This window comes from Nostoc sp. (assembly GCF_036917355.1).
In the GTDB taxonomy this organism is placed as follows: domain Bacteria; phylum Cyanobacteriota; class Cyanobacteriia; order Cyanobacteriales; family Nostocaceae; genus Nostoc.
In genome coordinates, this window is sequence record NZ_JBALDP010000069.1 from 1 (window position 1) to 24,582 (window position 24,582).

21 protein-coding genes and 3 tRNA genes are annotated in these 24,582 nt (G+C 41.7%); 14 read left to right on the plus strand and 10 right to left on the minus strand.

The window, feature by feature from the left end; genetic code table 11:
- Nucleotides 1-1,123: FecR family protein (locus tag V7K53_RS21995; RefSeq protein WP_335199664.1), on the minus strand; the 1,123-nt coding region annotated here is incomplete at its 3' end.
- A gap of 671 nt (nt 1,124-1,794) precedes the next feature.
- Between V7K53_RS21995 and V7K53_RS22000 the strand changes: the two genes are divergently transcribed.
- Nucleotides 1,795-3,096: a hypothetical protein gene (locus tag V7K53_RS22000; RefSeq protein WP_335199665.1), complete on the plus strand. Its 1,302-nt coding sequence runs from the start codon at nt 1,795-1,797 to the stop codon at nt 3,094-3,096.
- Nucleotides 3,097-3,179: 83 nt separating this feature from the next.
- Here the strand turns inward: V7K53_RS22000 and V7K53_RS22005 are convergent, their stop codons facing one another.
- The gene (locus tag V7K53_RS22005; protein ID WP_335199666.1) at nt 3,180-4,001 is read right to left on the minus strand and encodes a sulfurtransferase; all 822 of its coding nucleotides are present in this window, start codon (nt 3,999-4,001) and stop codon (nt 3,180-3,182) included.
- Between the two features lie 28 nt (nt 4,002-4,029).
- Between V7K53_RS22005 and V7K53_RS22010 the strand changes: the two genes are divergently transcribed.
- From V7K53_RS22010 to V7K53_RS22025, 4 genes are all read left to right on the plus strand, one after another.
- Nucleotides 4,030-4,953 carry a tRNA (5-methylaminomethyl-2-thiouridine)(34)-methyltransferase MnmD gene (locus V7K53_RS22010; protein WP_335199667.1) on the plus strand — a complete coding sequence of 308 codons (924 nt, stop codon included), beginning with the start codon at nt 4,030-4,032 and terminating at the stop codon, nt 4,951-4,953.
- A 508-nt stretch (nt 4,954-5,461) separates the two neighbouring features.
- Nucleotides 5,462-6,706 (plus strand): response regulator, encoded by a 1,245-nt coding sequence (locus V7K53_RS22015; protein ID WP_335199668.1) that lies wholly within the window; start codon nt 5,462-5,464, stop codon nt 6,704-6,706.
- A gap of 203 nt (nt 6,707-6,909) precedes the next feature.
- Nucleotides 6,910-8,289, plus strand: coding sequence for a bifunctional UDP-N-acetylglucosamine diphosphorylase/glucosamine-1-phosphate N-acetyltransferase GlmU (gene glmU / locus V7K53_RS22020; RefSeq protein WP_335199669.1), 1,380 nt, complete (start codon nt 6,910-6,912; stop codon nt 8,287-8,289).
- 115 nt (nt 8,290-8,404) lie between these two features.
- Nucleotides 8,405-8,827: a DUF29 family protein gene (locus V7K53_RS22025; RefSeq protein ID WP_335199670.1), complete on the plus strand. Its 423-nt coding sequence runs from the start codon at nt 8,405-8,407 to the stop codon at nt 8,825-8,827.
- Here V7K53_RS22025 and V7K53_RS22030 read toward each other — a convergent pair.
- From V7K53_RS22030 to V7K53_RS22040, 3 genes are all read right to left on the minus strand, one after another.
- Nucleotides 8,818-9,771 carry an isoaspartyl peptidase/L-asparaginase gene (locus tag V7K53_RS22030; protein ID WP_334718779.1) on the minus strand — a complete coding sequence of 318 codons (954 nt, stop codon included), beginning with the start codon at nt 9,769-9,771 and terminating at the stop codon, nt 8,818-8,820. The two genes, V7K53_RS22025 and V7K53_RS22030, sit on opposite strands and share 10 nt — an antisense overlap.
- Nucleotides 9,771-9,965: a DUF2256 domain-containing protein gene (locus V7K53_RS22035; RefSeq protein ID WP_289799005.1), complete on the minus strand. Its 195-nt coding sequence runs from the start codon at nt 9,963-9,965 to the stop codon at nt 9,771-9,773. Before V7K53_RS22035 ends, V7K53_RS22030 begins: the two co-directional genes overlap by 1 nt.
- Before the next feature lie 423 nt (nt 9,966-10,388).
- Nucleotides 10,389-10,658: a hypothetical protein gene (locus V7K53_RS22040; RefSeq protein ID WP_335199672.1), complete on the minus strand. Its 270-nt coding sequence runs from the start codon at nt 10,656-10,658 to the stop codon at nt 10,389-10,391.
- A 327-nt stretch (nt 10,659-10,985) separates the two neighbouring features.
- Here V7K53_RS22040 and V7K53_RS22045 point away from each other — a divergent pair, with 327 nt between their 5' ends.
- The 3 genes from V7K53_RS22045 (at nt 10,986) to V7K53_RS22055 (ending at nt 11,857) form a co-directional block, all read left to right on the plus strand.
- The gene (locus V7K53_RS22045) at nt 10,986-11,192 is read left to right on the plus strand and encodes a hypothetical protein (protein WP_335199673.1); all 207 of its coding nucleotides are present in this window, start codon (nt 10,986-10,988) and stop codon (nt 11,190-11,192) included.
- Nucleotides 11,193-11,299: 107 nt separating this feature from the next.
- Nucleotides 11,300-11,554, plus strand: coding sequence for a hypothetical protein (locus V7K53_RS22050; protein ID WP_094350214.1), 255 nt, complete (start codon nt 11,300-11,302; stop codon nt 11,552-11,554).
- A gap of 138 nt (nt 11,555-11,692) precedes the next feature.
- The gene (locus V7K53_RS22055; RefSeq protein ID WP_335199675.1) at nt 11,693-11,857 is read left to right on the plus strand and encodes a hypothetical protein; all 165 of its coding nucleotides are present in this window, start codon (nt 11,693-11,695) and stop codon (nt 11,855-11,857) included.
- Nucleotides 11,858-12,452: 595 nt separating this feature from the next.
- Here the strand turns inward: V7K53_RS22055 and V7K53_RS22060 are convergent.
- From V7K53_RS22060 to V7K53_RS22070, 3 genes are all read right to left on the minus strand, one after another.
- Nucleotides 12,453-13,310: a PEP-CTERM sorting domain-containing protein gene (locus V7K53_RS22060; protein WP_335199677.1), complete on the minus strand. Its 858-nt coding sequence runs from the start codon at nt 13,308-13,310 to the stop codon at nt 12,453-12,455.
- Nucleotides 13,311-13,899: 589 nt separating this feature from the next.
- A complete protein-coding gene (locus V7K53_RS22065) occupies nt 13,900-16,824 on the minus strand; it encodes a GAF domain-containing protein (RefSeq protein ID WP_335199678.1) in 2,925 nt (974 codons plus the stop codon).
- 200 nt (nt 16,825-17,024) lie between these two features.
- Nucleotides 17,025-17,450 (minus strand): GNAT family N-acetyltransferase, encoded by a 426-nt coding sequence (locus tag V7K53_RS22070; protein WP_335199680.1) that lies wholly within the window; start codon nt 17,448-17,450, stop codon nt 17,025-17,027.
- 97 nt (nt 17,451-17,547) lie between these two features.
- Between V7K53_RS22070 and V7K53_RS22075 the strand changes: the two genes are divergently transcribed.
- The gene (locus V7K53_RS22075; RefSeq protein WP_335199681.1) at nt 17,548-18,678 is read left to right on the plus strand and encodes a quinone-dependent dihydroorotate dehydrogenase; all 1,131 of its coding nucleotides are present in this window, start codon (nt 17,548-17,550) and stop codon (nt 18,676-18,678) included.
- Between the two features lie 33 nt (nt 18,679-18,711).
- Here the strand turns inward: V7K53_RS22075 and V7K53_RS22080 are convergent, their stop codons facing one another.
- A complete protein-coding gene (locus V7K53_RS22080; RefSeq protein WP_335199682.1) occupies nt 18,712-19,449 on the minus strand; it encodes a hypothetical protein in 738 nt (245 codons plus the stop codon).
- Nucleotides 19,450-20,024: 575 nt separating this feature from the next.
- Between V7K53_RS22080 and V7K53_RS22085 the strand changes: the two genes are divergently transcribed.
- From V7K53_RS22085 to V7K53_RS22105, 5 genes are all read left to right on the plus strand, one after another.
- Nucleotides 20,025-20,173 (plus strand) — tRNA-OTHER (locus V7K53_RS22085).
- Nucleotides 20,174-20,222: 49 nt separating this feature from the next.
- Nucleotides 20,223-20,351 (plus strand) — tRNA-OTHER (locus tag V7K53_RS22090).
- Between the two features lie 122 nt (nt 20,352-20,473).
- Nucleotides 20,474-20,599: transfer RNA gene (locus V7K53_RS22095), tRNA-OTHER, on the plus strand.
- 37 nt (nt 20,600-20,636) lie between these two features.
- Entirely contained in the window at nt 20,637-22,238 is a 1,602-nt protein-coding gene (locus tag V7K53_RS22100; protein ID WP_335199684.1) for a TROVE domain-containing protein, read from the plus strand.
- Nucleotides 22,239-22,258: 20 nt separating this feature from the next.
- Complete coding sequence (locus V7K53_RS22105) at nt 22,259-22,474, plus strand: hypothetical protein (RefSeq protein WP_335199685.1); 216 nt, start codon at nt 22,259-22,261, stop codon at nt 22,472-22,474.
- A 277-nt stretch (nt 22,475-22,751) separates the two neighbouring features.
- Here the strand turns inward: V7K53_RS22105 and V7K53_RS22110 are convergent, their stop codons facing one another.
- Entirely contained in the window at nt 22,752-24,146 is a 1,395-nt protein-coding gene (locus tag V7K53_RS22110; protein ID WP_335199687.1) for a TldD/PmbA family protein, read from the minus strand.
- Nucleotides 24,147-24,582 lie beyond the last annotated feature (436 nt).

Below are 24,582 nucleotides of genomic sequence, written 5' to 3' on the forward strand. Positions count from 1 at the left end.
TTGAGGTTACAGGTGTTGGTGTTACGGGTGTTGGATCTGTTGGAGTTACAGGTGTTGGATCTGTTGAGGTTACAGGTGTTGGTGTTACGGGTGTTACGGGTGTTGGATCTGTTGGGCTAATTGGTAATTTATCTGTTGGGCTGATTGTGATTGGTAATGTGTTATTTTGCGAATTTTTATTTGTCGGGTTTTCTTGACTAGAATTAGCACCAACGTTACTATCTTCAGTGTTTACCTTGCTGTTGTTACTACTTGGTACACTCTGCTGGTTAGTATTTGTTGAGGCTTGTCCTGTGTTCTCTGAAGAGTTTGCTGAGGAATTGTCTTTAATAACATCATTACTACTAGGCGGATTTGAAGGACTAGGAGTTAGCTGCACAAAAGAGGGGTTTTCAATTACTCCCTCGCCTTTTATAGGTGACTGTGCTTCCAAAGCCGCAGCTGTTTCGGCTTGAACACTGGTGATTGCAGGATCGGGTGTAGGCACAGGACTCTGCCTGTTCAAATCAAGTTCCCGAACCATCTGGCTCGTTTCATAAAAATTTCTGAGATCAAAATCATATAACCTCTGAAATTCGCCTTTAACTATAATCACCATTTGCCCTGCTTCCAACACCTGAGTTTCAGAAGCTTTCTTGTTAGAAACTTCAATGCCGCTATTTGTCAGCGCACCCACAATCGTGGTGTCTGTTTGTTGGTCGTAGCGTACAAATAATGCTGAACCACGAATTGCTGCTGCTGCATTTGGTGTTTGTATACGTGTTTGTCCCTTTCCTGGTGGGATGAGCAACAACACAGTCCCATTTGTCAGTTTAAAGTCACGAGTCTTCGGCAAAAATTGAAATAACGCCTGTTCTCCAACTCGTGCCAAAGAGCCATCATTAAAACGCAAATCTGCTAGAGAAGATCGACCAGTTGACAAACCGTCCCCAGGAGTCATTGCATCTAATTTGCGTGCAGGACGTTTCTTCAATTTATCTTTGGGTATCAGTTGTACGATGTTGCGGAGGTTCTGAATCTCTGCTCGCGTTAGAGGAGTTATAGCACTTACCCGATTTGGCAAAGGCAGTACTAAAAGTCCCCATAAACCAATCACCAATAATGGAAACGATTTATAAAACATAGTTTGAGAAATTTCGACCTTCAACTAATATCATAAAAATTAAATTTTAAGCTAGTGTTAATTGTTGTAGGAGCTTTTTTAGGTAAATTAGTTTAAATTTTAATTTAGATTTAATGCATAAAATGATAGTAAATAAAATAAATGGCTCATATTTGATTTTAAAAAAACTCAGCATACATCTATTACTTTGTTTCGTGTCCACATGTTCCTTATCTATGCAAGCAAGTTCATGAATAAAATTGGATTGCTATATCTATTTAGTTGATTTAGGTTTTCCTTCTGACACTGAAATTCTATGCAATAAAGTCTGTGGAAGGTTTAAAAGCTAACATTTGATATAAACAATTAAACGAGAGGTACATTATATATAATCCTTTATAATCATTTCAGGCAGAAGGTCATTAATTATAGGGGACAATAACTTGCTAAGATTTGTTGTGAAATTATCCACTGGCTGTATTTCACTAAAATTCAAACAGGAATTTTATCGGAGCATCTCAGTTTTACACAAAAATATGGGAAAAATCCGAAAAACAGCAATTTTAGTTTGTAGTTTAAGTATATACCTACAAAGCTAAAATAGATGCAATCAACTGTATCTTTGTAATCGGAACTTCCGATACAGCTTGTGGGTCTACATTTGCCAAACGCAATCAACGCGATCTAACCAGATGCGACTCAAGAACTGGAAAAATTTGTTTTTTTGTATTTTGTTAACGTCCAGTGGTGGAAGCTGGTGTTGCATTAGAGTAGATGCGGCAGAATCTGCAATTACAGATGTTTTGCATCCTAATCATTTAGCAACTATACAGGTAACTCATGAGCAGTTATGTCATAAGTTGGAGCAAAAGGCAATTAACTCTTTGTGCAAGCTGTCGAGTGAGTCACATACTTTAGACTCTGGGATGCCGTTAAATCTGGCACAAAAAACACCAGAAACGACTCAAATCCCAGATCAAACCGAAGAACCTATAGATACTCAAAAGCAAAATGAACCGCCACAGCTAGAATCTCCGCCAAATAATTTGCCCATATCTCCTTCAGACTCAAAGGAGCAACTATTAAATTTACCTGAGAGAGAGTATTCTCAAAGGCGAGAGAGGTTGATAGAACTACTACGATCGCCAAAACAACCGTTCGAATCTAATAGCGATCGCGAATTGGGGTTACGGGTGCGGTTACGACCTCTAGAACAACAGCTACCACCACCGACAGAACAACCTGTACCTCCGTTTAAACCTATCGGCTATCTACAAGGACGTGTCGGCTACTTCCAAACGAGTAACATTTTTTCCTCAAATGATATTCCCATAGAAGATGGTTTAATTATTTCTGGACTGACACTAGCCTCTACATATTTTCCTTTGGGATCTAAGACTTTTGTAAATGGTTCAATTGATGGCAATCTGATTCGTTATATAAATCAGTCACAATATCATTACAATCAGGTGAGATTTAATCTCAGTATTTACCAGCAGCTATCCCAACGAATGTTTGGAGAAATCAGTTGGAGCAATCAACAGTTATTTTATGCCAGCAGCAGCGATCGCCCCGATAGCTTCAAAGCAGGCGATCGCTTTTTAAATGAAAATTCCCTACAACTGTCTTTGGGACGGCGAGATCCCTTAACTTCAAGATTAACCCTAGATAGCTTCTACGAATTGAGTGTAGATTTTGCCGATCCTCAAAGTCGTAATCGGATAATCAATTCTTTTTGGGTGTCTCTGAACTACTACTTGCAAAAGCCTCTCCAGGTTGGTATTGACTACCAAATGAGTTTATCAGACTTTACACAGCGCGATCGAGAAGACGAATTTTATCGGCTATTCGGACACTTAAATTACCAAATATCCGATACCATTTATATGAATGTCCAGGCTGGAGTAAGTTTAGGTAGTTCAACCGCCGAAAATATTGATTTTGATGGTTGGTTCTTCAGTATTAATTATGGTTTGCAATTAGGTCAGTTTTGAAATTTGTCCTTTGTCATTAGTCATTTGTCCTTTGTGATTTATCCTTTATTAAAAACTAATGACCAATGACCAATGACCAATGACTATAAATAGGAAATCCAATCACTCCAGCTACCAGCATAAAGTTTACCCTTGCTAATACCGGCTAATTCTAAAGAAAGTAAATTTACACAAGCAGTAACACCAGAACCGCAATATACAAATATTTCTGCGGCTGTTTCTAGCTTTTCCCACCGACGGCGTTGTTCTTCTTGAGGGAGTAGGTAGCCAGAAGAGTCTGTAACTTTTTGCCAGGGATAGTTGACTGCACCGGGAATATGTCCAGCAATTCGATCGATTGGTTCTCGTTCGCCTCGGTAGCGATCGCTCTCTCTTGAATCTACCAATACTACCTCGTGGCTGTCTTTCCGGCTTTTCACCCCTGTAATATCTACTACCTTTTCTGTTTGTACTTGAGGGACAAACATACCCATTTGGGGAGAAGGAATAACATCTGTAACAGAATACCCAGATTTTTGCCATCCAGCCAAGCCGCCATCCAATACTGCTACTTTCTCATGTCCTAGATAGCGCAACAGCCACCATAAACGAGCTGCAAAGGCAAAGCGCGAATCATCATAAGCTATAACTAAACTTTTTTGATAATTTATCCCAATCGCTGCCAATTTGTTAGCTATATCATTAGGGTTAGGTAAAGGATGTCTCCCACCATGCTTATCCACTGGACTGGAAAGATCCTGATTCAAATCTAAGTAATATGACCCCTCTATATGACTTGTTTGATACTGTTGTTGTCCTAGTTGTGGATTGGCTAAAGAAAAGCGACAATCCACAATAATGACTTGCGGATCTTCTAGATGTTCAAACAGCCAAGCTGGCGAAACAACAAATTGGGGATTAGGCATTAGTCATTATTTAGTTTTTTTTTGTAAGATGTCAGACTTAGAGAATTTTACACCTAAGTTAACAGCAGATGGTTCTTTCACCTTTGTCTCTCAAGAGTTTGGTGAATCTTTTCACAGCCATTATGGAGCTACGCAAGAAAGTTTTTGCAAGTTTGTGGAACCTACTCAACTGGCTATAGCAGCGCGAAAACCGGTCTTGCGACTATTAGATGTTTGTTATGGTCTAGGATATAACACAGCTGCTGCTTTGCAAACAATTTGGGCAGTGAATCCTAGTTGTTGTGTTGAAGTAATCGGTTTAGAACTGAATCCAGCAGTTCCACAAGCGGCGATCGCTCATCATTTGTTCGACAATTGGAGCTGTAACTATATTGAAATTTTGAAACAGCTAGCTTTTGAGCATCAAGTGCAAACACCTTGCTTGAAAGCGAAGTTACTAATTGGCGATGCTAGAACTACGATCGCGCTAGTACGTCAGTCGGGTTTCTGGGCAGATGCAATTTTCCTCGATCCCTTTTCACCACCACAGTGTCCTCAATTATGGACTGTTGAATTTATTAAACAGTTGTCATTGTGTTTACACCCAGATGGTTTATTAGCCACTTATTCTTGTGCTGCTACTGTACGTACAGCACTTTTGGCTGCTGGCTTAGTGATATCTTCTACCCCACCCGTAGGAAGGCGATCGCCCGGTACCGTGGCAAAACATTCTAAAAATGCTGAGTCTAAAGACCACTCTCCACTCACTACCCTCTCAGAAGTTGAAAAAGAACACTTACTAACTCGTGCTGCTATTCCCTATCGCGATCCTCAATTGAGCGATCCAACCGAAGTCATAGTCAGGCGGCGACAACAAGAGCAACAAACCTCTTGCCTTGAACCTGCCTCTCATTGGCGAAAAAGGTGGTTATTGGGAACACAAGGTAGGGATTGTATGGGAACTAGTTTGTAGTTTGATTGCAATATAATACAATATGCTACGTCTATGAACTGTAAGCCTAATTCAACGAGTTTTTACGAGTCAAATAGTTTATCAATATGTTAGTATTCAATATCACATAGTCTATAATAGTATTTAGGTATTGCTATAACTGAGTAAGTAAAAACGTATATCTAATGATTACAATGATTACTATAAAGACTTGAAAGTCAAAATCCGATATTTCGATATAAAAAAGCCAATTATAACGCTTTCTGACGCCAAAAGGCGAAAAAATCTCCGTAAAAAACCTGATTTAAGATTTGTGATAATTTATCATACTGGAATTAGAAGCAAAAAATTTGACAACAAGATACACCTTGTTCGTAACATAAAAGATACATGCTGCGAAAAATCCAGATCGGCAGCCTGACATCATGCATAATCCATATCGAAACTCTGACTCAGATACAGTCGAATCTTAATTTTTTTTTTAATCTGACACTGTTAACTAACTTGTGCAAAAACTCGGAGTGCCTTTGTGATTCAATGGAAATCCAACCATACAGGCTTTACAGAAAAAATTGTTAATGGGTCAAACCTCATTAGCACAGTGAAGAGTATCGGTTCAAATCATGCCGTGGAATCGCAAAATGCTGAGGGTTATTCTTTAGGCTTATCTCAAGGAGACCTTATGCTTGAAGATAGGCAAGCAATGTCTTCTTGGATAAAATCTGATGTTAATTGTGATGATGATTCATTGGTCTCTAGAACACTACAAGCCAAAGGTTCTAAAGTGAATGGGTTTGATTTAGATCCGCCGAAGGTTTTAGTAGTTGACGATCATGCCGCCAGCCGGATGACTGCTGTTGCCCTCTTGGGGATGGAAGGATACGAAGTGATTGAGGCGGACAGTGGTTCTATTGTTGTGGGATTGGTAACTCAAAAACAACCAGATTTGATTTTGCTGGATGTAATGATGCCAGGAATGGATGGATTTGAAGTGTGCCAATTGCTTAAACAGGATGAGCAGACTAGGTTAATCCCAGTAATTTTTATTACAGCGTTAAATGACAGGCGATCGCGCATTCGGGGAATTGAAGTTGGGGCAGATGATTTTCTCACCAAACCCTTTGATCGGGTGGAACTAGCGGCGCGTGTAAAGTCCTTGGTGCGGCAGAAGCGTCTGAACGAAGATTTAGACCATGCCGAACAAGTACTGTTTTCCATTGCCATGTCCATTGAAAGCCGCGATCCCAATACAGGCAACCATTGCGAACGTCTAGTAAAACTGGGACAAGTTTTTGGTGAATACCTCAACCTCTCACGCTATCAAATTCGAGATTTGATGTGGGGTGGTTATCTCCACGATATCGGAAAGGTAGGTATTCCCGATGCTGTGCTGCTAAAAAAAGGCAAACTTACCCCCGAAGATTGGCAAATTATGCAGCAGCACGTTTTGATTGGAGAAAAAATCTGCCAACCACTACGGAGTATGCGGGGTGTAATTCCGATTATTCGTCATCACCACGAACGCTGGAATGGCTCAGGCTACCCCGATCGACTCAAGGGGGATGATATTCCTTACCTAGCGCAAGTATTTCAGTTAATTGATATTTACGATGCCCTAACCAGCGAACGACCTTACAAAAGAGCTTTTACTTCAGCAGAAGCACTTTTAGTAATGCAAGAAGAAACTGATTCCGGTTGGCGTAACCCCAAACTAATGCGGCAATTTGCAGAGTTTATTTGCTCTTGTCAGAAAAAAGGGAAGAGTGGGGAATAGGGAGTAATGATTTGTAGCTGCTGTCAAGAACGCTAATTGGTATGATGATAATCTCTGCTTTTGAGGAGTAAAGTTATACCGACTCCTGAATTCCGACTCCTTTAATATTTTCAGTCTTCTATAATTAGCTGGTATGATTTGAGCCGAGATTTTAAAGTACTAACAGCATTAATCACAATTTCACTGATAGCTGATAGCTAATTATGGTAGTTGTAGCAATTCTAGCGGCGGGACGCGGCACACGGATGAAATCACGCTTACCCAAGGTTTTACATTCTTTGGGTGGGCGATCGCTAGTAGAGAGAGTTCTCGAAAGTGTAGAACCACTTTCGCCCTCACGGCGAATCGTGATTGTGGGATATCAATCCGAGGAAGTGCAAGCCGCCATGCATTCAATTCCCAGTTTGGAGTTTGTCGAACAGACTGTGCAATTGGGGACAGGTCATGCTATCCAGCAATTACTTCCTCACTTGGAAAATTACACTGGAGATTTGCTGGTACTTAACGGCGATTTACCGTTAATACGCAGCGAAACTCTTAAGCAGATGTTACAAACTCACGTCCGAAATCAAAACTCTGCCACTATTCTCACCTCGTACCTACCCGACCCCACAGGCTACGGGCGCGTTTTTTGTAACGATGAAAATATTGTGCAGCAAATGGTCGAACACAAGGATTGTACGGCTGCTCAACGAGAAAATCAGCGGATTAACGCTGGAGTTTACTGCTTTCGCTGGCCAGATTTGGCAAAGGTGCTTCCCCACCTCCAGGCAAACAATGCTCAAAAAGAATACTATCTTACCGATGCCGTGACTCAGGTGGGACAAGTAATGGCAGTGGATGTGGAAGATTACCAAGAAATTCTCGGCATCAACGATCGCTTGCAACTGGCAACAGCATCCGAAATTTTGCAAAAACGAGTCAAAGAAAAATGGATGCTAGCGGGTGTCACCCTCATCGACCCCACAAGCATCACCATTGATGAAACAGTGGAATTGCAGCCAGATGTAATTATTGAACCCCAAACTCACCTGCGGGGAAATACGGTAATCCAAGCAGGAAGTCACATTGGGCCGGGGAGTTTAATTGAAAATAGTCAGTTAAGTGAAAATGTCACAGTGCAATATTCAGTAGTCATAAATAGCACCGTGCAGACCGGAAGCCGAATTGGCCCTTATACTCATTTGCGCGGTCAGGTACAGGTGGGTGCTGGTTGCCGTGTGGGGAATTTTGTGGAATTGAAAAATACGCAATTAGGCGATCGCACCAATGCAGCACATTTGTCATATATAGGCGATACAGTTGTCGGCAATCAGGTGAATATTGGTGCTGGTACAATTACTGCTAACTATGACGGCGTGAAGAAACATCGCACCAAAATAGGCGATCGCACAAAAACTGGAGCCAATAGCGTTTTAGTAGCTCCACTTACCTTGGGAGATGATGTCTATATCGCAGCTGGTTCTACTGTCACAGAAGATGTGCCTGATGATTCTTTGGTAATTGCCCGTAGTCGTCAGGTGGTAAAACCAGCTTGGCGAAGGAAAAATGTTGAAAATAAAACCACAGATCAGCATAAATAATTCATCGGTGTTAATCGCGCTCGATCTGTGGTTTTAGACTATAAACCACGATTTTTGCCAGATGTCTAATCTAGCTAGATTAGTAGTATAGCCAAAATCTCAACACATAACATGCATGGAAGAACTGCTAGAACTTAGGCAATTTCTAGAACAAGGCAAAATCCATGAGGCGCTATTGTTGGTGGATGAGTTAGAAGAAATCAGCCTCAGTGACAAAATCAATAAAATTGATAGTTATGGTGTGATTCTGCTCATCCATTTAATTAAACAAAAGGCTGAAAAACGTTCTACTCGCTCTTGGGATGTTTCGATAGAAAATACAGTGCGGGAAATCAACAAAATAAACAAGCGCCGCAAATCTGGTGGTTTTTACTTGAATCAGGCAGAATTAATCGATATTCTGCAACAAGGATATCAAGTGGCACTAAAAAGAGCGGCGCTAGAAGCTTTTGAGGGGCGTTATGAAGCCCAAGAATTGGCCACAATGGTTAACCAGCAAGAAACTTTAGCCGAAGCCCTGAAACTGATTCAACAATAGCCGATCAGTTCGTTGCCAGTCCATTCCAAAGTATCACCAATTTTTTCGCCGTCATGGTAGGCAGCGAGTAAGATTTCGCTAGTTTTTCCCCAAGCGATCGCTCCACTAGCATCTAAGGCGATCGCTCCCAAATCGCGTTTGTTCTCGTGGGCTTCCCCAAAGGATCGCTGCATGGCTTCCTTCAGTGACATCCCATCTGTGACACGCACTACAATCCGTGCGGCTAAACACTCATCGATGATATCTTCGCCAATGCCAGTACAGCTAACACCAGCATTACTAGTGGCATAATTACCTGCTGGCATCGCCGAATCACTTACCCTGCCAATCCGCTCAAAGCCCTTCCCACCAGTAGAAGTGCCAGCAGCTAACTTACCAGATACATCTAAAGCTACTACACCGATAGTTCCGCGTCCGGCATTGCTGGTTTCTAGCAGTTCAGGTTCTGCTACCACGCCAGCCATTGTGCTTTTAAAATTATCTTGGCGCTCTTGTATCCACTCTTGTAACCGCAAATCAGTTAAAGCGTTGTAGCTGGGAATTTGCATTTCCCGCGCCAACTCAGCCGAACCGAAATCTGATAGCACTCGGTCTGGCGAGCTTTGTAAAAATTGCGCTAAATCAATCGGATTTTTCACCCGCGAGATATTAATCACACCACTAAACCGCCCTGATGCACCATCCATCAGGGAAGCACTCATACGGATTTGTCCATCAGATTGCAATACCGAACCAGTACCAGCATTAAAACGGGGGTTGTCTTCGAGCATTAGGCAACCCTGTACCACTGCCTCAGAGGCAGTTGCTCCTGACAATAGCAGAGAATAAACTTCTTCTATTACTGTATGGAGCGATCGGCGCACCGCCTCTAATCCGCCTTTACCGTGGAGAGAACTACCAGCCCCTCCATGAATAATTAATTTAGGTTGCACCTGTAACTCCATTAATCTCTTGCGCTATTTGCGTCTGTATCGCGGTTGGTTTCATTTTGAGCTTCAGAACGGCGACGACGACAACGTTCTGAGCAATATTTCACATCGTCCCAACAATCTTGCCACTTTTTACGCCATGTGAAAGGACGTTGACATACCGGACAGATTTTTGTGGGTAGGTCAGATTTAGAACGAACACGTCCCATATAAATACTGTGTATATGAGAATTTGATTTCTGAGAGAGATGGAAGATAATTATAACCAGTTTGCTAAGAAGACAGGATAAATTCGACGAACAAATATATTGTCAATCTATCCTTAGACTTACTTGCAATATTTGTTCTAAAAAGAGAGAGGCTTTGAATCTTACTATCCTTCTCTTTTAAGGACTTGCAAAAAATAAATTATCTCAAATTATTTCTAGATTTGTAGGGGCACAAAGACTTGCATTGGCGTCAACTTAAGGTTAAAGCCAGTCTAGAAAAAGCTTTTAGGAGATTATCTCGCTCTCTGTCGGAGGCTGGGAATGCCTAATGGGAGGCAGTATTTCCAGCCATAGGCTGGAAACGAGATTTTAAAGGAGTTTTAGCTTAGGTTGACTGATACCAATGAAAACCATGAAACATCCCTAACCCATTAGGGGTGTTTCATTTCCTAAAAGGTGCTGATTTACAAGCGTTTCAAACCAAAAAATCAGGTGAATAAAAAATATGATTGCACAAGAAAATGGTGATGCTTCCGGCAAGGCTTTGCCAACGCACTGAAATTGACTCTTTAAGATAGTAATTTTTCGATTACTAACTTCACCAAATTGATTGTCTATGCTGTTGTCAATATTCCTAATAGATCGAATTAAATAGCCCTGGAAGTTAGGGAATGTAAAAGTGCCTAAAGCCATAGTGAAAAACTTTTCAAACAATATCTAAATGCTAGAAGTGTCAGTAACTTGATAATACACAGCACGACACTTTTCAAACAATATCTAAATACTAGAAAGTGTCAGTAACTTGATAATACACAGCACGACACTTTTCAAACAATATCTAAATACTAGAAGTGTCAGTAACCTGATAGTAGAATGTTTTTTACTTGTTGAAAGAAAATTTACGTAAAACTACTATTCATCGAATTCTAATAGTGCTATTCTTTGTATGCTGCTAAAAAACAAGTTGTAGTGGCACGACAACAAACAAGTTTACCTTACTAACTCTTAGGAAAGAAAATCATGATTATCAACGATCTTTCTCATGTAGAAACCGTTCTTGAAACCGAAAATGTTCAAGGTGGAACAGCTTTTGCAGATGCTGAAGCAATTGCAAAATCTCGTGGTAAAAACATCGCTATCACCAGCATTGTTACTAAGACCGTTGCTGTCTCCGGCAAATACAGCTTCTCTCTGAGTGCCGGTGCGTCTAGTTCTACTGCCGCCTAAATATGCCTTAGTCCTACAGTGGACTACAGTGCATTTTAGATAGAAAAATTGCTGAAAGTTCTCAAAAACTTTCAGCAATACATTCGTTTTTCAAAGAGAGCTTTTTTATGGAACGATTAAGAATTTCCGATCTCAGTTTTTGTGAAGATGAAGTTTCCGATCTTAGTCAAGTACAAGGGGGAGTTGCATCTGCTTACGCACGTGGTTATACTATTGCTAAAAGTAGCAGTTATAAAGTAGACAAAGACAAGGGCACTATTACAGCTAATTTTGATGCTGCTATTGCTGTCGCTGTTGCTGCCGCTATTACTGATGGTGATAAGGTTATTGCATCTGTCAATACATCGGCAACAGTTTCATAAAGCTGGCATAACCAAATTGTAGGAAGCTTTTATGGACATAGCTCATAAAAGTTTGTTAGGAATATTTCTATACCTCTATCTTGTACCACATATAGTAGTATAAGACAGTAGGTAAAAGTGACACTTCGGCGTTGCTGAATGACTATGCTTGTTTTTGAGTTCAAAGCTTATGAAAAGTCAGCCCAGATAACAGCAGTAGATAATGCAATTCTGACTGTAAAGTTCATTCAAAATAGCTGTATTTGGCTATGGATGAATATTAAAAATACAGCTAAAAAGGATTTGCATAAATTATGGAATTGATTGTGCTGTATTTGCTGCTAACTTTTCTTTTGCTAATGAACTTAACTCAATGGCAAGACTTACCAGTGGAGAACAAGCATAGTCTTCTATCTCTTGGTTTTATGACAAATGTAAAAGGGATACTCCGGGTTTAAAACGATATCCACAGTTCCAAAAATATTTTCGCCCTGTTGATTACAAGAAATTAGGGCAGAAATTTGTGGACGATCGAAAATCTATAACTTTTAACAACAAAAAAGCATTGGGCGATTAAATTAAGAAAGCGTTAATGACCTACACTATCCACTAGAACACACGTTTGTAAGTGTTGCCGTAAATGGGTAGGGACGAAAACCCAGCAATAAAGTAAAGTGCGATTCATTCAGTCGAAACCAAATAATCGGGGGATTACTGGACTCTACAGGGTAATCCATGAGGATTGAGTTCGCAGTTTCATCCCTTCTAGATGACAACTTCATTTTTATCGCTATTCATTTGCATTTCTTTAATGCTTGTCTGTCAGGGTGCAAAATCACAAAATTATCTACATACCTAATGACTTGGGGTTTCCATAAATGCCATTTCCCAGACCTGAACTTTTCTTAGTGCAAACATACTAAACAGACCTTAAATCTTTATTAACCAACAACGCAGCCGAAGAAGCTCTTTTTCGCTTGCGTATTGAGACAGCACCAAACATAGTGCAACTAAACAGCGAACCTAGAATTGTTGAGGGTTCTGGGATAGTATAGACGCTCACCTGATTACTTTTAGATTCTATTAAAGTTAAACGAGTTGACTTATCGAAAGTACGGGAATATTTACCCTTAAAGCTAGTCAAAGCATATTCCTGTGTTCCGCCAAAAGATTTATCAATAGAAGTCTGACTTGAATCAAGAGTTATGTTACTACTCGGTTCAAATACAAAAGCATCATTGTTACCTATAGTTGATAGATTTCCAGAAATCTTGAAAGAGTCTAAAAGATTACCAGTATCGCTGTCGTATAACTGATATAAGAACTCTCCACGAGCATTTGCACGTTCAGTCACTGCATCATCAATGGATGTTTTAAGGTTAAATAAGCCACTGAAATCAAAAGAAAACTCTTTGTCTACTATAAAATCGTAACCGATAATCGCAGCAAAGCTTTCCGCCGACCCTGTATAGCCATCACCCTGACCTTGAGCTTGGCTGAAGGACAAATTAGAGGCAGAGTTGTTTGCATCGATATTAAACTTAGCCTCAGCGTTAGCATCAGCAGTTACTTGACCACCTGTGCTAATTGCTGTGGTTACATTATCAGTCAAAGTCCTAACATCTAAAGGGCTGCTACTAAAGTTGTTGATGTTGAATTTTGACTCAGAATATGCAAGGGTAGCAGCTTGGCTCGGTAAGGTTGCCAATATCGAAGTAGCGATCGCTGGAGTAGCCAATGCCAAAAAACGTTTTACAACTTTGGTGTATTTTTTCATACAATTATTTGTTTTTCTTTTACGATGTTAAGATTGCAAATTTGTCATGCTTGTCTACTGCCTTACTGATGAGTAAGAACAAATTATAGGCAAGCAGGATGTTCAGCTTGGGAACTTTTCAAGCCATGTTTGTCTTATGTAGAAGAAATCTTCTATTTAAGGACGAATTTTTATTTACCAGTTTTACACCTTTGCATAAGTAATAACCGTATAAGCAATTTAGTTATTAAATCTGGGGTGCAGTCAATCGGTTACATATTCATACTAGTCGTACATCCACTAGTTTCTTGTAAAGCTAGAGTAAAAAAGAGCGTTTTTCAATTGGAATTTACGTAAGGATTCCGTAGGGAGAAGTTCACAAATTCAGTAGGGAGGAGTTCACATAAGTGATGTTGAGGCATCCCCAAAAGTGTTCGATTTTCTTGAGAGTGCCATAGGTATTAGACTGCACCAAGCGAGTTATAGCAGTTCCCGTACAAGTTAGGTAATTAATTACTATACATCTGTATAACCTTCACTGTGGAAAAATGAAGCTCATCTGCGTTTAAATTTCAACCCTTAATTCGCCGCGATTTTACGCAAAGCTGCACTAAGAATCATGAACAGCTAACGGCAGCAACAAACGACTGACTACCCGATTATCTGGTAACTGATAGAAATTCAACTCTCCTCCTAGTTCTTGCATGAGGTTTTGACAGATCGCCAGATGTAAAGCTGGTGGTTGGTCGAGCTTAGAAGGAGCAAGCACATCTTTAGGTGTATTATCATGTAGTTCCGTGAGTAGCTGTGGTTCGATCGCACCGTTATACGTTATCGATAATTCTAGGGATGTCTGATGTTCAGCCGTTCCAGTTGTAGAAGAAGAATATTTTATATCTGAGGGTCTTGACGCATCTAAACGGCGACACCAAATATCAATTCTGCTACCAGATTGAGAACGGTTACAGGCAGTAACCAATAATTCATGGATAACTAATTCAATTTTGACAATATCACCAGCGATCGCCATTGCAGATTGAGCGCTGGAGGGAGGAACGCCTCTAACTAATGAAGAATTCTTGGGCGCTTCTTGCTCGTCGATTGGTTGTCCCAATCCATGTACTCCAATCCACAGCTTTTGTTGTTTAAGTAAATTGTCGATCCGTTCGAGCGATCGCTTCAATAAACTGGCTATGGGCATAGTTTCCCAACTAATATGTAGCTGCCAGTGTTCGAGTTTTAGCATTCCACTCATGGAGGTAGCTGTATGATCTAACTGCCGCAGCAATAGCTGGTAGCGCATCTGAGTCAGTTCATTTGCAGGAATGCCCAAATCGTGTATTTGTTTCAGGGAGTGCGCCGTTATTCTTTGAATTTCCTCTAGACGACGATGTTTGTACCAGTTGAGTTGTCGTAATTCTTCGGTTGTGGATTCTAAAAGTCGGGTAATTTGCTTTTCACGACGCCACCAGGCTAATTGAGAAATCAGAGTTGCTGTTGCATTGAGGTTTTGTTCTGACCAACGACGCTCTTGATAGTCTACAAGCAACACGACACCAGTGGTTTCATAATCAGCAGTTGTACGTAATGCCATTACCAAAATTTGACTTTTGTCTGGAACATTCAACCATTTCCTGGTTTCTGGAGGTAAATTATCCACCTTCAAAGTCAGATAATTCTCCGTAACAAGTGCCCACTGAATTAAGGCTTCAGCCTGGATATAAATAGATGCATCAGAAAAAATCCCAAATTGGCTATTGTCAATCACTCCAGGAATAATTTCTGCCCGACTTTCACCAGGTGCCCAGGATAGCATTAGCGCTAGGGGACAACCCAAAATTGAGGCTATTTGTTCGAGGGCTGTACGTTCTAAATGCTTTTTTTCGACCTCAACGCTGTTTTGGGATTGTGTCAGGATGCGTAAGCATTGTTCAAATGCCTGGGAAGTTTTTTGCTGCTGGGTAGTGCGGTTATGTAATTGCCACTGACGAACAATTACACCAATCTGTTGACTAACGGCCCACAGCAATTCTTTTTCTATAGTTGTCCAAGAACGATGGGTGTCATGAGTAATCACCAAAAGTGCTGTTGGGATATGCTCATGAGTACATTTACAAACAAGTAGCGATCGCACATTATTCTCTAACAACAAGGGTCGCCAGTTAAAAAAGCGTAAATCTTCATCTAAGTTTTCAATTTCCACCGCTTGAGTTGAACCTTGCAAAAGCTGCCCATCTAATTCTTTGAGGGTCTGAAGGGTAAATGTCAACGGACGACGATTTTGGGGCTGACTTTGGTAAATAAATTGATAATTCTTCTGTTCGGGGTCATACTGCAACAGCAAAAAGCGGGTAGCACCTAATCGAGCTAAAACTCTTTTAGCACAACTATGTAAAGTTGTCTGAAGGTCATGTTCGCTATAGATACCTTGAGCAACTTGGCTAGTCAGTTGAGCATCCTCTTGAATCTGTTTGATCGTACTTTCCATGCTTTCGGTAGGTGTAACTAGGGAGATTAAACCAGCAACACCCTGAACGAAATTTTTATCTGTGTCTGTCCAGATGCGAGGTTCATTGCTTTCCACCGCCAGAAAACCGACTAAGTTCTTTTGCCAGATAATCGGAGCTGCTAGGAGCGATCGCACGTTCAAACGTTGCAGCAATTTAGCTGTAAAATGGCTTTTTAAAGAACTGCGGGCATCACCAATGGAGACAATTTGGTTAACAGCCAAAGCATAATAAAAATCGCTCAAGTCTTGTACAGTCATTCCCGCTGCTTGCTGACTGCTAGAATTGCGATCCATTTTTACCAGCTGATTGCTCATTCGACACCAAAAGTAGCGTCCTTCGCGCTCAAACCAGTAAACATTTGTTCGGCTGGGGGAGACAAATTTATGAGTTGCTTGCACCGCTGCTTCAAGTCTTTGATTCAGATTGCTGAGGGTGCGTAAATTTTCTAGCAATTCTAATAATGGCTCGTCAGTTCGCCTGGTTTGCTTTTGGTGCTTATGCATTTCATTTTGATAAAGCACTGCCCCCAGTTCACCTAAAACCATCATCAAACGTGCTTTTGTTTCTCCTGTCAGTAGGTAGCCCCAGCGTTCTGAACCCAGTAATACCAAGCCCAAGCAACGGTCTTTGTAGCGAATCGGTAAAATAATCGTTCCTTGGATGTGGAATTTTTCGGCAACTTTTCGCCATTCGGCGGCACGGATTTCAGTTTGCAAATCAGCTACGCCTAAAGGATGCTGTTCAATTACTACTTGCTCTAATAAATCCCCAGGACTGAGAACAACTCTTTGGCGTAAAAAGCTCATGTCGCGATCGGGTGTGATGCCCCCTTTTCCAAATAATATGTGATTCAGGCGATCGTAAAGAGCAATCCAAATCAGTTTATAGTCAAACTCTTCCTTGAGATAAGAAATAGTAGTTTCAATCAGAACGTCAACATCATCTTCTTCTCTAAGGCTCTGGAGGACGCGCCCCAAAGAGAGGATCTGCTGTTCGGCGGCTATAGGTTTTTGTGGCTGCCCCATCTGATTTATTGGTTAACATAACTTGTAATATATAAGATGCCCAGAAAAGCACCCTGAGTAATATTGCCACAAGTGTTTAATGTTGAACCTGGACAGGTTAATAGGACGTTAAGCTAATCGTCATTCAAATTGCATTCCGCATCTTTGCGTCTTTCTAGCGATTTGAACTATACAACTTAAAATCGCTACTTCCTGAATGTTTAACTCAGATTAAACAACTTTTGCATGAAGTATCTTTTATGGCCCAGTGGGTAATTTTCTTGAAAAGCAAATACAGTGTAGCCTTGAGATTCATAAAATTCCTTAGCTTGAAAGTCTAATGTCTCAAGATGAACCCCTACACAGTTTTGCTTTTGACCTTCTTTTTCAGCAATTTTCAGGATGTTGCTTCCAATTCCTTTGCCGCGTAAGTCTTCTTGAACAACTAGAACTCTGATATAAAGCCAATCACAACCGATTTCACCCAGAATTCCACCAACAATTAAGCCTGATTCATCTCGTGCAAAAACTGCTATAGGTTGCCACTGCGACAACGCAAAAAAATGTTGATTGAACTCGCGAATCATTTGGATGACAGTCATCCGATCCTGCTGAGTTACTTCCTGTTCTACTTGAACTGTAATCATCCTGATTTTGCTTCTGGGTAAGGTTTTGAGCCTACTCGTACATAATTTCAGAGTGAATTCTGACTTCTGATTTCTGAGTTATTCTTTATAAAAGCTAATGGATATTTATAAATTTGCAATTAGTCCGCTTTTGTTCAATGTGGTAAAAACAGACCCGGAGTGGTTACATCAGCAGACGATTCGCAGTTTTAATTGGCTATCCCAAACCCCTGCTAGTTGGATAAACCAACGCTTAAAGCAGTCTTTATGCCTGTACGATTCACGTTTAGAACAAAATTTGTTTGGGCTAAACTTTCCAAATCCGGTAGGGTTAGCGGCTGGCTTCGACAAGGATGGAGTCGCTGCGGGCATTTGGTCTAACCTGGGTTTTGGCTTTGCAGAACTAGGAACTGTAACTTTTCACGCACAGCCCGGAAATCCGCGTCCTCGTTTGTTTCGTCTCCCGTCGGATAAAGCTGCTCTCAATCGGATGGGCTTTAATAACAGTGGTGCAGCAGTAATGGCAGCACGTTTGGAACAAGAAAAGCATGAGTTAACCCGATCGATACCCATAGGGATAAATTTGGGTAAATCTAAGATAACTCCCCTAGAAGCAGCCGCACAGGATTATCTCGATAGTTTTCGTTTACTCAAGGATTTGGGAGACTATTTTGTTGTTAATGTCTCTTCTCCCAATACACCAGGGTTACGATCGCTCCAAGATGCTTCTATGCTCAGTGCCATCTTGAATTTATTACAAGACGAAAATACTACACATAAACCAATTTTTGTCAAGATAGCGCCAGATTTAGAATGGGAAGCGATCGCTGACATTATTTCTTTAGCTAAAACCTACCAACTCGCAGGAATTATCGCCACTAACACTACCATCAGCCGTGATGGACTGAAAACCCAGGTGATTGACCAAACTGGCAAATCACCCCAGGAAGAAGCTGGTGGAATTAGTGGTAAACCATTGCGCGATCGCTCCACTGAGGTAATTCGTTTTATTTGGCAGCAAACTCAAGGAGAAATGCCAATTATTGGGGTTGGTGGTATTTTTTCCCCAGAAGATGCTTGGGAAAAAATTACTGCTGGTGCAAGCTTGATTCAGGTTTATACAGGCTGGATTTACGAAGGGCCAATGATGGTACGCCGAATTCTAGCTGGTTTACTTTCCAAGCTAGAACAAAGCGGATTAAATTCCATCAACGAAGCTGTGGGTTTACAAGTAAAAAGTAAAAAGTAAAGCTTTAAAGTTCTTTCTTTTTCCTTTTACCTTTTAACTTTTGCCTTGTTCTTCTTCCTCCACTGGGAAAAACTCCTTAGTTTTTTCCGAGTATGACCAGGCAATATTATCAGGGTCTTTGCTGCGACTCCACTCAGGAAACTCTGGATCGTTTCGCCGTTTATAAACTGTGCTGGAATAGACATTAAGCCGTTTCGCAAGTTCAGATTGAATCAGAGAGCCAAAAATTAACTGTTTTTCCAGCGATAATTTCGCTTCCTCATGTGTTTGCTGTGGCAGTGATTCGGTTTCTAGTTCTTCCTCCTGTGGGGTTGGCGGTGGTGCTAATAGCGATCGCGCTGTTTTAGTAACTGGTTGAGCCGGAAGTTCTTTAACAGGCTCACTACTGTCAAGAATATTGCCGAGAATGCTGGCAGTTATAAAGTAATAAGATTGCCCTGCATCTTCAGAGTTGACTATACTAGCGCCAAATTCCGAGGCTTTACCGTCCAAGTAGCGTTTTGCCGTTGTTCCAGGAAAATTGCCCCTGATTGCCAAGTCCATTGGCGTAAGTCTGCCCTGATTTTCACGAACCAATTGATGAAAAATTGGGTTAACTCGCACAGTCCACTGTTGCCATTGATATTCCTGCCAAAGCTTGAAGGCAATTACCAGCACAATTACCGCCAGTAAAATTCTCCAAGTGGCAACTAGGAAAATAATCAAAAACGAGATGGGCAAAAGTAGAACGAGAAAAGCCTTACCGTTACCTTCTATGGGTTTCTCACTCATGCCGATTTTTGCCAAGTGAATTTTAGTAAATAATATTATCTATCTTGGCAAAAATTGTGTCACTTTTTTGTATCTTTTGGCAAAGTCGCGGCAAATTTGTCGGCAAAATCTTTACTCAGTAAGTGTTATAGGTTTATCATCCTTCGGTTCGCATAAGATTTGGTCTGCGATGCCTACGGCGGTAAACTACGCGCAAAAGTTGTTACCAGAAAAAATAAGAGGGTTTTGATGTATGGCGATCGTAATACATCTCAGATAATATCCCTCGAAATTCTAAGCGACGGTCTACTTGTACGCCTCAGACTTTTCTTTCCAAAGCAATAATTCTAAATTTGCTTGCCAGACCCTTGACAATATATAATACATATACTACATTAATAATACAAGTCAACTTTCATGAGAGAGTTTGCTTTCACCAGTAGCGAATGGCTCAAATGGCAGAGCGCCCACCTTGCCCGAAAGGGCCGACGTATCGAGGGTTATCGCATATAACAAAAACACCCTCGATCAAACTTCTGGAGGTGTAGGTAAAAATCCTACTTCGCTACAGCAAATTTAATGCTTTGAATTTATATGTGGTGGGTAGCTCAGTGGATAGAGCGCCTAAATATCCTTATTCACACCTTGCCTGAAAAGGCCGACGAATTGAGGGTTATCGCCTGCCAAGCGGGAGGTCGCGGGTACCCTACGGGAAGCAAGCTACAATTCCCGCTCCACTACACCAAATCTAGTCCTGAATTTTTAGTTTTTAATTTTTAATTTTTAATTTTCATGTGGCGGATAGCTCAGTTTGGTAGAGTGCTAAACATCCTTGTTCACCCCTTGCCTGCAAAGGCCGACGAATTAGGGTTATCGATTAGGGTTCGAGAGGTCGCGGGTTCAAATCCCGCTCCGCTACACCAAATAATTTTGGATTAAATTTAGAATCCAAAATCGTTCGATTGAGCGACTTGCCTTGAGCGTTCGCGTAGCGTCTCGTAGAGAAGTCGAAAGGAGCCGAAGTCCAAAATCCAAAATTTTTATGTGGCAGATAGCTCAGTTGGTAGAGTGCCGAAAAACATCCTTATTCACACCTTGCCTGAGAAGGCCGACGAATTAGGGTTATCGCCTCTTAAGCCGGATGTCGCGGGTTCGATTCCCGCTCTGCCATCTTTCATTTTTGCCTGCAAGGGCCGGGAGATGAAGCGATGAATTACAATTTTTTCACTAAAAAGAAGACAACTACACCCCAAAATCAACCTATCCCCGGACGAGAAGCAGAAATGGTTCAGGGACGTTCCGGTGGTTGGATGTTTGATGCTGGTATCTGGAAAATGCTGCGCCGCTGTCTTTTAGTTGGCACAGTAAAAAGCACTTACTACGCTGGTAAACAGGAATTAACTGAGGATTTTGTGACAGTTGTCAAACAAGCTGTTGCTGAAAATCCCGGTCGTGTAGCGGAAGAAATTTTGTATGCTAGCGATGGACGCGCCATCAATAACAGTGCGCCTATCTTGGCTTTAGTGCTGCTATCGATGGGTGAAGCACCGGAAGCAAAACAGGCGTTTGGTGAAATATTCCCGCAAGTTGTCCGCACTGGCAGCCACTTCTACGAATGGTTGAACTACACCAAATCTCTGCGGGGATTTGGCAAAGTAGTGCGGGAAGCTGGTAAAACTTGGCTCTCAAGGGAAGATGTCAAGGGTTTAGCTTATCAACTGTTGAAATATCAACAGCGTCAAGGCTTCTCCCACCGAGATGCGTTGCGACTGTTTCATGTCAAACCGCCTACTGAAAATCACCGTCAACTATTTGAGTGGGTAGTTAGAGGCTGGGAAGAATTGCCAGCAGATATCCCCTCAGAAGCGTTGGCGCAGATTTGGTGGTATGAGTGGCTGAAGCGGAATCCAACTCAAACCCATGAAGCTATTTCTCAAGGACGCTTAACCCACGAAATGGCTTCACCTGTGGGCAAAATGGACAAGCTTGCTTGGCAGCTGCTATTTCAGGAAATGCCAATAGGTGCAATGTTGCGTAACTTGGGTTCTTTAACTGAACTGGGTGTGTTGAGAACCGATGAAAGTGCCAACTTGCTGCGAGTGGAAGCAGTTCTCAACAACAAGGAACATCTGCGTAAAGGTCGCATCCATCCAATTGATGTTTTGAAAGCACTCAAAACATATCAATCTGGTGGGACATTAGGACGCAGTAAGAAAACTTGGAACCCAGTTCCTCGGATTGTAGACATATTAGAAAAGGCGGTTGAACTGTCTTTTGATGTTGTGCAGCCCACAGGTAAAGTGTTCATGCACGCCGTAGACGTTTCTGGTTCTATGGGTAGCATAGTTGCAGATATGGGACTGACTTGCTGTGAAATTGCCACCACAATGGCACTGGTGACAGCAAAAGCAGAGAAAAACTACATGATTCGTGGTTTTGCTACCGAATTCCGGGAATTAAGTATCACTGCCAAAGATAGTTTTAGTTCTGCGGTTCGCAAAGCTAGCAATCAAAACTTCGGTGGAACAGATGCGTCTGTAGCTTATGACTGGATGATTAAGAATAAGTTTAAAGCAGATGTAGTCTGCTTTTGGACTGACTCGGAAAGCTGGGCGGGGTATAAGCATCCAAGTCAAGCGCTGAAGGAGTACCGCAAAAAGGTAAATCCTAACGTCAAGGCGGTGTATGTCACCTTGACACCTTACCAAATTACTTTGGTAGATCCTGAAGATTCGCTGTCTTGGGATTTGGCAGGGTTCGACCCAGGTACACCTCGAATCATCCAGATGCTAGCTACTGGTGAATTGTAGATATTGCTGAAGGGTAAAGGATGAAACACTTTATCCTTCATGCTTCATGGCGGGTTATCCTTGTTCGCAACTTGCCTTTCGGGGACGGAGAATTGAGGATTATCGGTTACGTCTCCACCATTGTGGGGATTAGCGGGTTCAATCCCCGCACCCGCCTTTGTTTGATTCAGGATTTACGATGGGTAAGAGTAGGGTGTCTTCGATGTGCGATCGCATTTCTCAAACTTGTCAGTTAAAATTCTGCTAATTAAGTCAAAAATGTTGCCATGAATTTACTGTAATATTGTTCATTTATTCTTAGACTATGAATTGCTTATTTTACTTCCTCAATTTTTCCAAAATTGCATCTCACACACTAAGTTTGTTTCTTCGCCGACATACTTTGCATTAATGTTCTCACTTTCCAGTATCAACCTGTCTAATTCACATTAAGCGAATTACTTGTTTAAAGTTATTATTGGTTAGCCGTAAGCCACTGCGATACCTAGTATTTTCAGTATCGCAGCGGATAGTTCATGTTTCCCCGCCAACCACTACATCTCGAATTCGGAGGCTAGGACCACCACAACCCACTGATAAGCCATTTTGCCCTCCCTTACCACAACCGCCAGATTCATCCCAGTAAAAATCATCACCAAGTGCCTCAATATCCGCTAAAGTTTGGAATACATTTCCCGAAAGCGTCACATCCCGGACAGGTTCAGCAATTTTGCCGTTCCTAATCATCCACGCTTCCCCAGCACTAAAGGTGAACATTTCCCCATTCGTCATCCCACCCAACCAATTACGGGCATAAACTCCTTCTTTGATATCGGTGAATAAGTCTGCAACTGGTGTTTTACCCCGTTCAATCCAGGTATTTGTCATCCGCACAATGGGAGTAAAGTGATAGTTGAGACAACGGGCGTTACCCGTAGGCGCTTCCTCCAATTTGCCAGCAGTTTCACGAGAATGTAAACGTCCCACTAAAACTCCATCTTTAATTAGCTGAGTAGTAGTGGCAGGTGTGCCTTCATCGTCGTAAAAATAGCTACCGCGATGTCCTTCTGGAGCCGCACCATCAAAAATTTGCAGTTCTTCTGGGCCAAACCGCCGTCCGATGGTCATAACTTCCAGCAGATCGGGGTTTTCGTAAGCCATATCAGCCTCAGAAAGATGTCCAAAGGCTTCATGGACGAATAAACCCGTGAGAATTGGGTCAATTACTACAGTGTAAGTATTGCCTTTGACTGGTGGTAGAGATAAAGCGGCGATCGCTCTTTGAGCAGCACCTTGTACCTGTTCATCCAAACTAGTTAAATCTTCGTAAGCTTTGCGAGAGCCAGTTGTTTCCCGTCCAGTTTGTACGGTTTCGCCATTTCTGGCGGTGGCGGCAAAGCGCATTTCCATATCCACCCAAGATTGCTCGATCGAAGTACCTTCGGAAGTAGCAATGATTACTTTTTGGGCGCTGTCACCGTAACGCACCGAGGTAGTGGTAATTCGGCGATCGACGCTTTTAAGCAATTGAGCATAGCGATCGCACAATTGTTTTTTCTGCGAGAGTGGGATGTTTCGGGGGTCAGTACCTTTTAGGGGTAAAATGCATACTGCTTGCACCGGGTCAATGGGTGCAAGTAAAGTTTCTTCATCACCAACCATCCGCGCAGCCGCGATCGCTTCTTCTATGCGATCCTCGATTGTTGCCAGCTGATTAAAGCAGCTCAACCCCCATCCGCCTTTATAACAAGCGCGAATATGCCCACCAATGGAGATGCCTTCACTGAGGGTTTCTACCTTGTCGCCACGCAACAAGATATCAGTCCCTTCTGCTTCTTCAAGGCGAATCATCAGATAATCTACACGCCCTGAGTAGCGAGCGATCAGATCAGAAAGTAAATTTTGTGTGTCAGCAAGTGTAGTCGGCATTTCCAATTAGTAACAATGACGAACTGCATTTATTTTGCAATTATTTGGGGAATTTCTGCTAATCAATATTATGAGGAGACTGGGTACTGGGGAATGATGATACCATTTTAGATTTTAGACTTCGGCTACGCTCAGTCGAACGATTTTAGATTTTGGATTGGGAATTGCCTTGCTGCGTCTGGCTTGGTGTGAATCCATCTGTCGCAATCATTTTTCAAATAGGTATGAGTGAGTGAAAAAACAGGAGAGAAATTGCAGTAAGTTTTTCCTCTGTGCCCCTTTACAATTCTGCCTCTTGTGCCCAATCTCCAACCCCCAATCTTGAGTTACAGTGGGTAAGAACTCAATGATGTGCTAAGATAATCAAGTGAGAATAAAATTCGGTTACATTCTTTGTTTTTAGTATTGACAGGCTTTTCCCTTTTGGTCTTAACAA